At 61.7% G+C, this 12,259-nt stretch carries 12 protein-coding genes; 6 read left to right on the top strand and 6 right to left on the bottom strand.

Translation table 11 applies throughout. The annotated features are described in order from the left end of the window. Positions 1–143: 143 nt before the first annotated feature. Positions 144–755: a TetR/AcrR family transcriptional regulator gene (locus BPRO_RS06990; RefSeq protein WP_011482353.1), complete on the bottom strand. Its 612-nt coding sequence runs from the start codon at positions 753–755 to the stop codon at positions 144–146. Positions 756–867: 112 nt separating this feature from the next. On the opposite strand from BPRO_RS06990, the gene BPRO_RS06985 reads away from it, so the two are divergent. Both BPRO_RS06985 and BPRO_RS06980 read left to right on the top strand, forming a co-directional pair. After that, entirely contained in the window at positions 868–1,902 is a 1,035-nt protein-coding gene (locus BPRO_RS06985) for a saccharopine dehydrogenase family protein (protein WP_011482352.1), read from the top strand. Positions 1,903–2,310: 408 nt separating this feature from the next. Next, complete coding sequence (locus tag BPRO_RS06980; RefSeq protein WP_011482351.1) at positions 2,311–3,327, top strand: ribonuclease Z; 1,017 nt, start codon at positions 2,311–2,313, stop codon at positions 3,325–3,327. A gap of 206 nt (positions 3,328–3,533) precedes the next feature. Here BPRO_RS06980 and BPRO_RS06975 read toward each other — a convergent pair whose 3' ends face one another. Next, entirely contained in the window at positions 3,534–4,049 is a 516-nt protein-coding gene (locus BPRO_RS06975; RefSeq protein WP_011482350.1) for an ureidoglycolate lyase, read from the bottom strand. 682 nt (positions 4,050–4,731) lie between these two features. On the opposite strand from BPRO_RS06975, the gene BPRO_RS06970 reads away from it, so the two are divergent. The 4 genes from BPRO_RS06970 (at position 4,732) to BPRO_RS06955 (ending at position 7,015) form a co-directional block, all read left to right on the top strand. Then, on the top strand, positions 4,732–5,133 hold the full coding sequence (locus tag BPRO_RS06970) for a cupin domain-containing protein (protein WP_011482349.1): 402 nt from the start codon (positions 4,732–4,734) through the stop codon (positions 5,131–5,133). 132 nt (positions 5,134–5,265) lie between these two features. Then, complete coding sequence (locus tag BPRO_RS06965) at positions 5,266–5,730, top strand: ferritin-like domain-containing protein (RefSeq protein ID WP_011482348.1); 465 nt, start codon at positions 5,266–5,268, stop codon at positions 5,728–5,730. Between the two features lie 226 nt (positions 5,731–5,956). Further along, the gene (locus BPRO_RS06960; RefSeq protein ID WP_011482347.1) at positions 5,957–6,454 is read left to right on the top strand and encodes a VOC family protein; all 498 of its coding nucleotides are present in this window, start codon (positions 5,957–5,959) and stop codon (positions 6,452–6,454) included. A gap of 183 nt (positions 6,455–6,637) precedes the next feature. Continuing rightward, positions 6,638–7,015, top strand: coding sequence for a hypothetical protein (locus tag BPRO_RS06955; protein ID WP_157045747.1), 378 nt, complete (start codon positions 6,638–6,640; stop codon positions 7,013–7,015). A 74-nt stretch (positions 7,016–7,089) separates the two neighbouring features. Here the strand turns inward: BPRO_RS06955 and urtE are convergent, their stop codons facing one another. The 4 genes from urtE to urtB all read right to left on the bottom strand — a co-directional run bounded on the left by urtE (position 7,090) and on the right by urtB (position 12,105). Then, complete coding sequence (gene urtE / locus BPRO_RS06950) at positions 7,090–7,782, bottom strand: urea ABC transporter ATP-binding subunit UrtE (RefSeq protein WP_011482345.1); 693 nt, start codon at positions 7,780–7,782, stop codon at positions 7,090–7,092. A 740-nt stretch (positions 7,783–8,522) separates the two neighbouring features. Beyond that, positions 8,523–9,404 (bottom strand): urea ABC transporter ATP-binding protein UrtD, encoded by an 882-nt coding sequence (gene urtD, locus BPRO_RS06945; protein ID WP_011482344.1) that lies wholly within the window; start codon positions 9,402–9,404, stop codon positions 8,523–8,525. Beyond that, positions 9,401–10,534: an urea ABC transporter permease subunit UrtC gene (gene urtC, locus BPRO_RS06940; RefSeq protein ID WP_011482343.1), complete on the bottom strand. Its 1,134-nt coding sequence runs from the start codon at positions 10,532–10,534 to the stop codon at positions 9,401–9,403. Before urtC ends, urtD begins: the two co-directional genes overlap by 4 nt. Continuing rightward, positions 10,531–12,105: an urea ABC transporter permease subunit UrtB gene (gene urtB, locus BPRO_RS06935; protein WP_011482342.1), complete on the bottom strand. Its 1,575-nt coding sequence runs from the start codon at positions 12,103–12,105 to the stop codon at positions 10,531–10,533. The genes urtC and urtB overlap by 4 nt, the downstream gene beginning before the upstream one ends. Between the last annotated feature and the right edge of the window lie 154 nt (positions 12,106–12,259).

Raw genomic sequence — 12,259 nt, 5'->3', positions numbered from 1 at the left:
CGCCAACGCCGACGTGAGCCAAAAACCCGCCGGCCCTGCGCCTTGACGACATGCTTTCGCTTTATCTCCCCCGGATCGCCCCCCAGTGCCCTCCCCAAGTGTGCTGTTAAACAGTTTCTAGTATTCGGTCGTTGCCTCGAACATCAGCGACGTTGAGCAGCAAGGATCAAAGCCAGTCCCGCCGCCACGAACGAGTGCGCCGGCCCCTTCTTGCCGAGAAGCGGACCGTTCATATAGGCACCATCGATGAGAAGCACAAGCTGGTCGGCCAGCTCGTCAGGCTTGCGAGCCCCCAATTTCCTGGCCAGCACGCCGAGACGGCGATGCAGCTCCACCTTGTTCCTTCTGGCGACTGCGCGGGCGGGATGGGCTGGGGCCGGGAACTCGGTCGCCACATTGAGAAACGGGCAGCCGCGGTACTTCGGCCCGGCGATATGCTCGGCGATCCAGCGCAGAAGCGCCTGAAGTTCCGCTTCGGCATCATCCTTGCCTTGCGCCGCAGCACTTTCCCAGTCACTCCAATACTCGGCGTCCTCGCGCTCGAGAAATGCAACCACGAGATCGTCCTTGGTGGCGAAGTGGCGGTAGAGGCTGGTCTTGGCGACGCCGGATCGTTCGACCACAAGATCGACGCCGACGGCTCTGACGCCTTCCTGGTAGAACAGCCTCGCCGCGGTCTCAAGGAGGCGTTCCCGCACGCTCAGGACACCCTGCTCATCACTCACTTTGCTGGTCTCCGCCGTACGCTTTTTCATTGCATTTCCTCTATACCCTTGACACGCTACAGATCTGTACTCTACACTCATTAAAAGAGTACAGATCTGTAGCGTCTTGCGGCAGATGGCTCTCCATCGAAGGGATTCAGTGATGACATCAAAAAAACAAGCTGTGACCGTGTATGGCGCCTATGGGCACACCGGGCGATTCGTGGTTTCGGAGTTGCGCAGGCGTGGCTGGACGCCCATCCTCTCCGGACGCGATCCCGGGAAGCTGAGCGCCGTCGGGGCGGAACACCCCGGGCTCGAGGTGCGGCCCGCATCGGTCGATGAGCCTGCCTCGCTCGATCGTGCGCTGATGGGCGCCGTGGCGGTCATCAACTGTGCCGGCCCCTTTGCCAGCACCTCCGCACCCCTGATCGAAGCCGCATTGCGTGCCCGGATTCCCTATCTGGACGTTGCGGCGGAAATAGAAGCCAACATTGACACCTTCGAGCTGTTCGCTGATCGCGCACGCGAAGGAGGCATCGTGGTGGTGCACGCCATGGCGTTCTACGGCGGGCTGGGTGATCTGTTGGCGACCGCGGCGATGGGCGACTGGACGTCGGCTGATGAAATTTCCATCGCCTACGGACTTGACAGCTGGAGGCCGACGCCCGGGACATTGGTCGCGGGGCAAGTTTCGAAGCAGCGTCGGGACGGCCGCCGGGTTGTCTTCGCTAACGGAAAAATATCGTATGTCACGGGGGCAGCGCCGGTCGTCGAATGGACGTTTCCCGCGCCAATGGGAAAGCAGCCGGTCATCGCAGAGTTCACCATGGCCGACACCGTGACGATTTCGCGTCACCTGAAGACGCCCGAGATTCGCTCGTACATGACGGTCGCAGCAGTCAAGGACCTGACCGATCCGAATCAGCTGGCGCCGACGGCAAGCGACGAAAGCGGCCGATCATCACAAACTTTTCTGGTTGAAGTGCTTGTACGCCGAGGAGGCGAGGAGCGCCGGGCAGTTGCCAGCGGGCGAGACATTTATGCATTCAGCGCTCCTCTCGTCGTGGAGGCGATGGCGCGAGTCGTCAGCGGCCAGGTCAAAACAGCTGGCGTCTTTACCGCTGGAGAGGCATTTGACGCGCGGGACTTCCTGGCATCGCTCTGTCCTGAGCATCTCTCATTGGAAATACGATGAGTTTTCTTCGAGCCCTCTGAAATCCTGAGGAGCGATGCAGGAAAGGGCTCAGGCTGAGCTTGCAAGCCGATGAGCGTTGAGGACGGCGAAGCGTGGTGAATCAAGACGACTGTCTGCTGCTGGCCGGGTCCGGGTGCAGCAATCATCGAAATCGGCGCCACATTGCCGACACCCAACCCGCCGATGTCAACGTCGGGTATGGCGCGAGCAGCTTGAATAACCCTATATTGGCAGTCCGTCTGATCCGGTCTCCGCTTTGGCCCTTGGCAGTCGCTCGGAATCTCACAGTGACAGGCGCGTTTACGACTTTAAACAAGCCCGTCAAAATTTGGCTGCCCGCAAACCCGCTTGGAGCGAGAATCATGTGACGCCGATGCCACACGGCCGCGAACCACACGCTGAACTTCCATGCCTTCCCTGTTCGAACCCCGTCTCGTCAACGACCCATTCGGCGACCCGGCCCTGTATGTCGAGTTCCGTGACGAACGGCGCTCGCTGTTGTTCGATCTCGGCAACCTCTCCGTGCTGCCGCCGCGCAAGCTGTTGCGGCTGTCGCATGTGTTTGTCACCCACGCGCACATGGACCACTTTTCGGGTTTCGATCACCTGCTGCGCGTCGTTCTGGGACGCAAGGCGAGCCTGGTCCTGTTCGGCGGGCCCGACTTCGTGGCGCAGGTCGAACACAAGCTGCTGGCCTACACCTGGAATATCGTGCACCGCTACGAGGTCGAGCTGGTGATCGATGTCTGTGAAGTCGGGGTGGACCGGCGCGGGCAGTGGTCCCGCTTTTCGAGTCGGCGTGGGTTTGCGCGCGAGGCTGGCGCCTCTTTCGAGCTGCCCGACGACGTGCTGCACGAGGAAGCGCTCTTTCGCGTTCGCGGCCGCTTCGTCGATCACGCTATCCCCTGCCTGGCCTATGTGATCGAGGAGAAAGCCCAGCTCAGGGTGGCGACGGATCGCCTGGCGGCGCTCGGCGTAACGACGGGACCGTGGTTGCGCGAACTCAAGCATGCGGTTCTGACGGGAGCACCGGATGACACGCCGATTCAGGTGCAGTGGCGTGATCGGCAAGGCGAGCACGCCATGGAACGCCAGCTCGCCGAGTTGCGCCATCTGGTCCTCGATGTCGTTCCGGGTCGGCGCATTGGCTATGTCACCGACCTCCGATACACCGACGCCAACATCGAGACGCTCGCGCAACTGCTTGCAGATGTGGACCTGCTCTTCATCGAAAGCGTATTCCTGGAGGAGGATCAGGCGCATGCGGCACGCAAGAATCACCTGACGGCCCGCCAGGCCGGCGATATTGCGCGCCGTGTCGGCGCCAGGGCCATCGTGCCATTCCACTACTCGCCACGCTACGCAAGACGCTCGGCTGAACTGATCGCCGAAGCGCGGGCGGCCTGGTCGGGTTGGCCGGTGTGACTGCGAGCCAGTCTTGAATAGACGCGGCTGGCGGGTCCTGTCGGCCAAACTGATCCGGCATGGATGAGTGGACGAGGCACTGGCCGCGTTGGGCTTGTGCGACGGCTGGTATCTCTGATCGCATCGGTCTCATGGTCCGCAGGCGCGCACTGCTCGATCGGCTGGACGCATTCCCCAAGAGAACCCTTGGTGTGCTGGCGTTCCGCTCAAGCTTCGATCCACAGTTCCAATTCATCCAGCGCGAGTTCCTCGCAATTGGGGAGCTTCGACGGCCCACCCCGGTCGATCACGAGAAAATCGCAAACCGAGTGCAGGGGCAGCACCGGGGGATGCCATGTCCCGCGTGCAAAATTGACACCTTGGCCAGGGGACGCCCGAAAGCAGTGGATGTGCTGTGCGCCCAGCGGCGTGTCGGCCGCGGCCACAATCACCAGATAGGGGTGGTTTCCCATCGGAATGAACGCTTGGCTGCCGATCGGGTGGCGCTCGAGCAGCCGCAGACGCAGGGGCAAGTTGCATGGCTGCGCGCGGAAAATGCTAATGACCGGATGGCCATGCTCGGCAGCCACGTCCACCGTTGCCAGATCGTGGTACCGCGTCGCGTTGCCCTGGTTGACCGTGAACTGCTCGGCCGAATCACTGGCCTCAATGACATCGCCGTAGCGGCGAAACGCTCCCGCGCTGAGAGGTTCGATGGGCATGACGTGGCGACGGGTTGACATGGTGGCGACCTTCAGAGGTGGGGGTGGCGAGATCGAAAGGGACGAGCGACATGCAGATACATGCAGATAATTAGCAACTGTTGTTCTGCACAGCATAAGGCGTTGCCCGGTTTTTATGGCTCGGGCGAACATCCATGTTGCCTAATTTTTTAGCATGATCCGCCAACCCAGTGCTGGCGCTGCTTTGGGGACTTATCCAAAAAGTTATCCACAGCGTAGGCCACAGGCAGCGGGGACAACTGACTGAAGCGTTTGCGAGAATCTGGGCCAACATCGCACCGCCGCCAAAAGCTGACTGTCAACTCCAAAGTCGGCTATGGAGCATGCCGCGCACCCGCATTGCAGCGAAATCGGACCTCCCGTTGGGACCGCCGAACTGGTGGTGCCGGCCAGGAGCAGGCAATCGCCAGCGTCCGCAGGCTGACTGCGCCGGGTGATCAATGCAGCGCAAGAACCGGATTGATCGCACCCCGATCCCGTTGCGTCCCGACCTGCACCGCACGGTCGCGAGATGGTTGCGCCGCTCGTCGAAGGGCGACGAGCCCGGATCTTCGCTGCTGTTAGCCCCGCACCAGTGTCGGCTGACAGCCTGACAGCCTGACGGCGCAGGCGTTTCCGTGCGCTTGCGTCCCTCTGAATTCGGAGGTTAAATTGCGGTCTGACGATCTTTTCGGAGAATCAGATGGAACGTCCTTCTCGCGAGGCGCCGCAGCGCTTTGTCATCAGCCATCACAACGAGGCCGACTTCAAGACCGGTGGCCTGCGGGACTACTCCGCTTACCGCGATCTGGGCGTCGCGGCTGCGACCAATGGATTGGCTAAAGCGCATGTGATCCGCATGATCGCGCCGTTCCGCACCGAACTCAGCGTGCGACATCACCACAATGTGCACTTCCAGCTGGTCTACTGCCTGAAGGGCTGGTTCCAGACAGACTTCGAGGGCATCGGACCACAGCGGCTGGCCGCCGGGTCGTGCTGGGTCCAGCCACCCGGCATCCGCCACACGGTCGTCGGCTGGTCGGACGACTGCGAACTCCTCGAGATCCTCATCCCCGCTGCACACGAAACCATCAACGATCCATAAAGCTTCAGCTCTGAGTTTGGCTCGCTTCGCGCAGACCGATCCTGGGCCGCGAGCGTCTGGATCGTGTGGAGACTTCGCCTGAGATGGTTGAGTTTCCTGTCCGTATTGAAAGAGCTTTAGGAGGGACGCGTCATGTCGGATATTGAAAAAGACCAGGTCGTTGGCGTGCTGAACCGGATACTTGAGGCCGAGCTCGCCGGCGTCGTCCGCTACACCCACTACTCATTTCTGGTATTCGGGTTCGGCCGTATTCCGGTTGTTGCCTGGTTGCGCGAACAGGCCACTGAATCGCTGTTGCATGCCCAGCAAGCCGGGGAATGGATCACCACGCTCGGCGCCTATCCGTCGCTTGCGATCGGCAAGCTGCTGGACAGCCACACCTTTGATATCGCCGCGATCCTGCGCGAGTCACTGGAAGCCGAGACGGGTGCCTTGAAGCTGTACCGCGAGCTATTGACACTGGTGGAGCATCGCTCCGTCGCGCTGGAAGAATACGCTCGCCAGATGATCCAACTGGAAGAACTGCATGCCGGGGACGTGGACAAGATGCTGCGCAAACCGGGACATGCCGCGGCGTTCGCCCAGCCCCAAGGTTGACGGGAGCGGGTGCGGGGTAGAAGGCCTGACCCGGGACCGACAGCGACAGCCCGCCCGCAGAGCTGGCGAAACCGGAACCCTGAACGCCTTGGGAGAGTGTGCGGCATCGGCGGATCCCTACAGCGGCATCAGTCCCATCCGACAGACCGAGATCCCGCGATGAGTACGATTTGAGTTGTTTGGACGGTGATGGATGCCGGGTGCTCAACTCTTCAGGAGACACGAAATGACCAGCAAGAACACGATCTGTCTGTGGTACGACGGCGACGCCGCTGACGCCGCAAACTTCTATGCCCAAACATTCCCCGACAGCGCTGTCGGCGCCATCCTCCGCGCACCGGGCGACTATCCCGACGGCAAGCAGGGCGATGTCCTGACGGTCGAGTTCACCGTCGCCGGCATCCCCTGCATCGGGCTGAACGGCGGCCCGCATTTCAAGCACAACGAGGCCTTCTCTTTTCAGATCGCGACCGACGACCAGGCCGAAACCGACCGCTTGTGGAACGCGGTCGTCGGCAACGGCGGCCAGGAAAGCGCGTGCGGCTGGTGCAAGGACCGGTGGGGATTGTCATGGCAGATCACCCCGCGCGCCCTCACCGCGGCTGTATCCGACCCCGATCGCGCGGCGGCCAAGCGCGCATTCGACGCGATGATGACCATGAAAAAGATCGACATCGCCGCGATAGAGACGGCACGGCTGGGCCGAAACCTGTCCTCTGGTTGATGGAGCGTGTCCCGCACGTTCTCTCCTGTTCAAATTTAAGGCGGAATATTGGCGCCAAGTGGTCAGCGGAAACCGGCTCCGCTGGTCAACTACACCGGAATACGCACCTCATGCCAAGCTGATTTAAATTGTTTGGGGGAGTATCATGGTGCGATAGCAGAGACCAGAGAGGCGAGAACTTCCATGAATACGATTCTCAAGACTGCAGTAGCGCTTACCTCAGTGTTCATTCTGCTGGGCCACGCCGAGGCCGCCTCAGAGGAGCCGGCGGAGTCAACCACGAGCGCCGCGCCTGGCGTAGTTGACAAGGTGGGAAATGCGGTCGCGCGAGGCGCAAAAGCCGCTGCCAGCGGCGTCGAGCGTGGGGTGAAGGCAGCAGCTGGCGGGGTCGAGCGCGGAGCGAAGGCCGCTGCCAGCGGCATCGAACGTGGAGCCAAGGCAACGGCCCGCGGAGTCGAGCATGGCGCGAAGGCAACTGCAAGCGCGGCTAGCCGCGTTGCCGGCAAGGTAGGCGGTTCACCCGCCTCTTCACCGGCATCCTCACCCACGACCGACAAATAGCGGAACGGTCGCGCGAGTTCAGTCGCACGGGCGCCCAACCCGTCGAGTTCGTGCGGGCCCGGCACCAACGGCGCTCATATCGCCACCAGCTGCCGCACACCGTTGGCTTCCATGTCCTTGCCCTGGCCGCGCGCGATGAACTCGCCGCGCTCCATCACCAGGTAGTCGTCAGCCAGGTCCTGCGCAAAGTCGTAGTACTGTTCCACCAACAGAATCGCCATGCCGCCCCGGTCGGCCAGCATGCGGATCACGCGGCCGATGTCCTTGATGATGCTCGGCTGTATGCCCTCGGTCGGCTCGTCCAGGATCAGCAGCTTGGGGCTAGCGGCCAGCGCGCGTGCAATCGCCAACTGCTGCTGCTGCCCGCCCGAGAGGTCGCCGCCACGGCGGTTCAGCATCTGCTTGAGCACGGGGAACAGTTCATACAGTTCGGCAGGAATCGGTGTGCCCGCGCTTTTGTAAGCCAGACCCATGCGCAGGTTTTCTTCCACCGTCAGGCGCGCAAAGATTTCGCGGCCCTGGGGGACGAAGCCTATGCCGGCCCTTGCGCGTTCATACGGTGTCGCGCCCTGGATCTGCTTGCCGTCAAATTCAATGGTGCCGGTCTTGATCGGCACCAGGCCCATGAGCGACTTGAGCAGCGTGGTCTTGCCTACGCCGTTGCGGCCCAGCAGCACCGTGACCTTGCCGAGGTGAGAGTCCATGCTCACATCGCGCAGGATGTGGGAGCCGCCGTAGTATTGGTTGATGTTTTTGACTGTCAGCATGTTCTGAACTCCCTGTGTCCTATTGAGGGGAGAGGCCGGGTCTCGCCCCGGCGGGCGAGGCACTTTTCTTTGCTTCGCCAAAAAAAGTGCCCAAAAGAAAGGCGACCCGCAGTCTGGGTCCCCTACGCTGCGCTACGGGGCAACCTGCGGTGCTCGAGGCAAGCGGGGTCTCGCTCGAACTCGCCTTCGGCTCAGACAATCGCGAGCCCTGATCCGCTTGCCTCTGCGCTCCTCGGCCCAGCCAGGACGGGGCAGTCCGAATAGCAAATACCGAACCCCAAGACAAAGAAGACCAGGACGAACAAGGACACGCCGGGGCGTGTCCTTGTTTCTTCAGGTATTCGGGTTTTGTATTCGGCTGTTGGTTGTTAGTATTTCCTGCTCCCACCCCTTCTGTCTGCGCCGAGGAGCGGAGGTTCAGGCGGATCAGGGATCGCGATTGTCTGAGCGAAGTGCAACGTAGCGAGTTCGAGCGAGACCCCGCCTGAACCGAGCACCGCAGGTTGCCCCGAAGCGAAGCGCAGGGGTCGCAGACAGCAGGGTCGCCTTTTGGTATTCGCGTAACTTCGCCTTGCGAAGTGAGCGAATCCCCACTGCGTGAACTTTGCTTACTTTCTTTTGGCGAAGCAAAAGAAAGTGAGTTGCCGCCGGGCAACCCCCGGTCAGCAGTTCTGAGAAAAGCACCCCTCCGCCCAGAACAAAAACCGGTTCCAACAGGCTCAGCCCGAACAGGTAACAACCTAGCGCCCAAGATACACCTCAATCACCCGCTCATCCGCCTGCACCTGATCCAGCGTCCCCTGTGCGAGAACAGCCCCATCACACAGTACCGTCACAATTTCCGAAATGGTCTTGATGAAGCTCATGTCATGCTCCACCACCATCAGCGAATGCTTGCCCTTGAGCGACAGAAACAGCTCGGCCGTGCGCGCGGTTTCCTCATCGGTCATGCCTGCCACCGGCTCGTCCAGCAGCAGCAGCTTGGGGTCCTGCATCAGCAGCATGCCGATTTCCAGCCACTGTTTTTGTCCGTGGCTCAGATTGCCCGCCATGCGGTTCACGCTGTCGGCCAAGTGAATCGTCACCAGTGTCTCGGCCAACTGGTCGCTTTGCGCCGAGTCGAGCCTGAAAAACATCGAGGACTTCACGCCCTTGTTGGTCTTCAGGGCCAGCTCCAGATTTTCAAACACGGTGAGCTGTTCAAACACCGTGGGCTTCTGGAACTTGCGGCCAATGCCCATCTGGGCAATTTCGGCTTCCTTGTGGCGCAGCAAATCAATCGTGCTGCCGAAGAAAACCGTGCCTTCATCGGGCCGGGTCTTGCCGGTGATGATGTCCATCATGGTCGTCTTGCCGGCGCCGTTGGGGCCGATGATGCAGCGCAGCTCGCCCGGGGCAATGTCCAGCGACAGCTTGTTGATGGCCTTGAAGCCGTCGAAGCTGACGCTCACATCTTCCAGGTAGAGGATGCGGCCGTGCGTGGTGTCAACTTCGCCGGACTCAACGATGCGGCCCGTGCTGGCGTTGCGCCCTCCCGATTCCGTGCTGTTTTTTCCGCCCGCCAGCAGCGCCAGGTGTTCCTCAACGCGGCGAGCGCCTTGCTCAAGCAGATCGGGGGTCATTTCTCACCTCCCTTACGGAGCTTCTTCACGAGCCCGACGACACCATTGGGCAGGAACAGCGTCACGCCAATAAACAAGGCGCCCAGAAAATACAGCCAGAACTCCGGATACGCCACAGTGAGCCAGCTCTTGGCGCCGTTGACGATGAAGGCGCCCACAATCGGCCCGATCAGGCTGGCGCGCCCCCCCACCGCCGCCCAGATGGCAATCTCGATCGAGTTGGCCGGGCTCATTTCACCGGGGTTGATGATGCCGACCTGCGGCACATACAGCGCGCCCGCCACGCCGCACATGACGGCCGAAATCACCCAGATGGTGAGCTTGTAGCCCAGCGGGTTGTAGCCCGAGAACATCACGCGCGTCTCGGCATCGCGTATGGCCTGCAGCACGCGGCCAAACTTGCTGCCCACCAGCCATTTGGCAAACAGGAAGAAGCCCAGCAGGGTCAGGCCCGTCAGCACGAACAGCACCATGCGCATGGAGGGCGTGGCGAGCGGGATGTTCAGAATCCGCTTGAAGTCGGTAAAACCGTTGTTGCCGCCAAAGCCGGTTTCATTGCGAAAGAACAGCAGCATGGCGGCAAAGGTCATGGCCTGCGTGATGATGGAAAAGTAAACGCCCTTGATGCGCGAACGGAAGGCAAAGTAGCCGAACACAAAGGCCACCAGGCCCGGCACCGCCACAATCAGAATCAGCGTGGCGACAAAGCTGTCGCTGAAGGTCCAGTGCCAGGGCAGCACCTTCCAGTCGAGAAAGACCATGAAGTCGGGCAAGTCGCTTTTGTAGTTGCCGTCTCGCCCAATCTGGCGCATGAGGTACATGCCCATGGCGTAGCCGCCCAGCGCAAAGAACACACCGTGGCCCAGCGACAAAATGCCGGTGTAGCCCCAGATCAGGTCCATGGCCAGCGCGCAGATGGCGTAGCACATGATCTTGCCCAGCAGCGCCACGGCATAGGTGCTCATGTGGAACATGCTGCCCTGCGGCACCCACAGGTTCAGCACCGGCGCCACCGCGCAGACGGCGATGAGCGCAATCATGAAAGCGCTCCAGCCGGCGCGGGTAAGCAAAGGGCCTTTGGCCGGAAGGTGCACGATGGTGGGCATGGGGATTGGCATTCTCATGTTCATGCCTCGGCACTCCGGCCCTTCATCGCAAAGATGCCCTGCGGCCGCTTCTGGATGAAGATGATGATGAACACCAGCACGGCAATCTTGGCCAGCACCGCGCCCGTCCAGCCTTCGAGGAATTTATTCAGGATGCCCAGGCCCATCGCGGCATACACCGTGCCGGCCAGCTGGCCCACGCCGCCCAGCACCACCACCATGAACGAATCCACGATATAGCCCTGCCCCAGGTCCGGCCCCACATTGCCGACCTGGCTCAGCGCGCAGCCCGCCAGCCCGGCAATGCCCGATCCCAGCGCAAACGCGTAGGTGTCCACCCGTGCCGTGTTCACGCCCATGCACGAGGCAATGGGCCGGTTTTGCGTGACGCCGCGCACAAACAGGCCCAGCCGCGTCCTGCTGATCAGCCAGGCCATGCCCAGCAGCACGGCAATGGCAAAGCCGATGATGACCAGCCGGTTGTAGGGCAGCGAGAGATTGCCCAGCACCTGCACGCCGCCGCTCATCCACACCGGGTTTTCCACGCCGACGTTTTGCGCGCCGAAGATGGAGCGCACCAGCTGCTGCAGCATCAGGCTGATACCCCAGGTGGCCAGCAATGTTTCGAGCGGGCGGCCATACAGGAAGCGGATCACGCTGCGCTCCAGCGCCGCGCCCATCAGCGCCGACGCCAGGAAGGCCACCGGCACGGCGGCCAGCAGGTACCAGTCAAACGCGCCGGGCAAATACTTCTGGAACAGGCCCTGCACCACGTAGGTGGCGTAGGCGCCAATCATCATCAGCTCGCCGTGCGCCATGTTGATGACGCCCATGAGGCCATAGGTGATCGCCAGGCCCAGCGCCACCAGCAGCAAAATGCTGCCCAGGCTGATGCCGCTGAAAATCGCGCCCAGCTTGTCGCCCCAGGCCAGTGAAGCCTCCACCTTGGCCAGCGCGGCCTGCAGCGCCACCTTGACGTCGGCATCTTCCTCGCTGCCCAGGCGTTCGATCAGCACGGTCTTGGTGTTGGGGTTGTTGCTGGTGGCAAGCTGCGCCGCGGCTTCCAGGCGTTTGGCCCTGTCCGTGCTGCCCAGCAGGATGGCGGCGCGCACCAGCTCCAGCTGGCTTTTCAGCGCCGGCACAGTTTCGGCCGCATAGGCTTTTTCAATCAGCGGCAAGCGGGCTTCGTCGCTGCCGCCCGAAAGGGTCTTGATGGCATCGCGGCGCACGTTCTCTTCTTTGGAGAACAGCTTCAGCGCGGCCAACGCCGTGTCCAGCTCGCCGCGCATCATGTTGTTGTTAATCACGTCTTCGGCGTCGGCCGGCAGGGCCAGCTCGGCGCCGGTGACCGGGTCGAAGCCTTTGTCGTCCTTGATCACAAACACCTTGTCGCCGGCAGTTTTGACGGCATCGTCGGCCATGGCCTGGATGAAGGCGGCGGTTTTCTCGTCCGCCGCCACAGCCGCCTTGTTCAGCGCTTCGACACGGCTTTCGGTCTCCCCGATGGCCATGCCTTTGACCTCGTCCAGGCTCAAGGCATGGGCGCTGGCAGCTATTAAAAACGTAGCGAATAAAAATGAGAAGCGAATCATCATGAGAAGAACCTGGGGTTGGCACAGCGGCCAGCCGATGCCCGCTATCGCCATGCCCAGACTGCAACTTCCTTGAAAACCATGCACCGGGATAGCTCAAAAAGCGGGCCACGCACCGAAGTCATGGATTGCGGGTCAGGCCCGCAATGACAAGCAT

The organism is Polaromonas sp. JS666 (assembly GCF_000013865.1).
Taxonomy (GTDB): Bacteria; Pseudomonadota; Gammaproteobacteria; order Burkholderiales; family Burkholderiaceae_C; genus Polaromonas.
Note: the sequence above shows the minus strand (reverse complement) of the source record. Positions and strands in the feature narration are given on the sequence as shown.

What these genes read in the sequence shown, in the direction of transcription:
- BPRO_RS06990 (WP_011482353.1), bottom strand. Translation starts at nt 755, where the DNA reads ATGAAAAAGCGTACGGCGGAGACCAGCAAAGTGAGTGATGAGCAGGGT.
- BPRO_RS06985 (WP_011482352.1), top strand. Translation starts at nt 868, where the DNA reads ATGACATCAAAAAAACAAGCTGTGACCGTGTATGGCGCCTATGGGCAC.
- BPRO_RS06980 (WP_011482351.1), top strand. Translation starts at nt 2,311, where the DNA reads ATGCCTTCCCTGTTCGAACCCCGTCTCGTCAACGACCCATTCGGCGAC.
- BPRO_RS06975 (WP_011482350.1), bottom strand. Translation starts at nt 4,049, where the DNA reads ATGTCAACCCGTCGCCACGTCATGCCCATCGAACCTCTCAGCGCGGGA.
- BPRO_RS06970 (WP_011482349.1), top strand. Translation starts at nt 4,732, where the DNA reads ATGGAACGTCCTTCTCGCGAGGCGCCGCAGCGCTTTGTCATCAGCCAT.
- BPRO_RS06965 (WP_011482348.1), top strand. Translation starts at nt 5,266, where the DNA reads ATGTCGGATATTGAAAAAGACCAGGTCGTTGGCGTGCTGAACCGGATA.
- BPRO_RS06960 (WP_011482347.1), top strand. Translation starts at nt 5,957, where the DNA reads ATGACCAGCAAGAACACGATCTGTCTGTGGTACGACGGCGACGCCGCT.
- BPRO_RS06955 (WP_157045747.1), top strand. Translation starts at nt 6,638, where the DNA reads ATGAATACGATTCTCAAGACTGCAGTAGCGCTTACCTCAGTGTTCATT.
- urtE (WP_011482345.1), bottom strand. Translation starts at nt 7,782, where the DNA reads ATGCTGACAGTCAAAAACATCAACCAATACTACGGCGGCTCCCACATC.
- urtD (WP_011482344.1), bottom strand. Translation starts at nt 9,404, where the DNA reads ATGACCCCCGATCTGCTTGAGCAAGGCGCTCGCCGCGTTGAGGAACAC.
- urtC (WP_011482343.1), bottom strand. Translation starts at nt 10,534, where the DNA reads ATGAACATGAGAATGCCAATCCCCATGCCCACCATCGTGCACCTTCCG.
- urtB (WP_011482342.1), bottom strand. Translation starts at nt 12,105, where the DNA reads ATGATGATTCGCTTCTCATTTTTATTCGCTACGTTTTTAATAGCTGCC.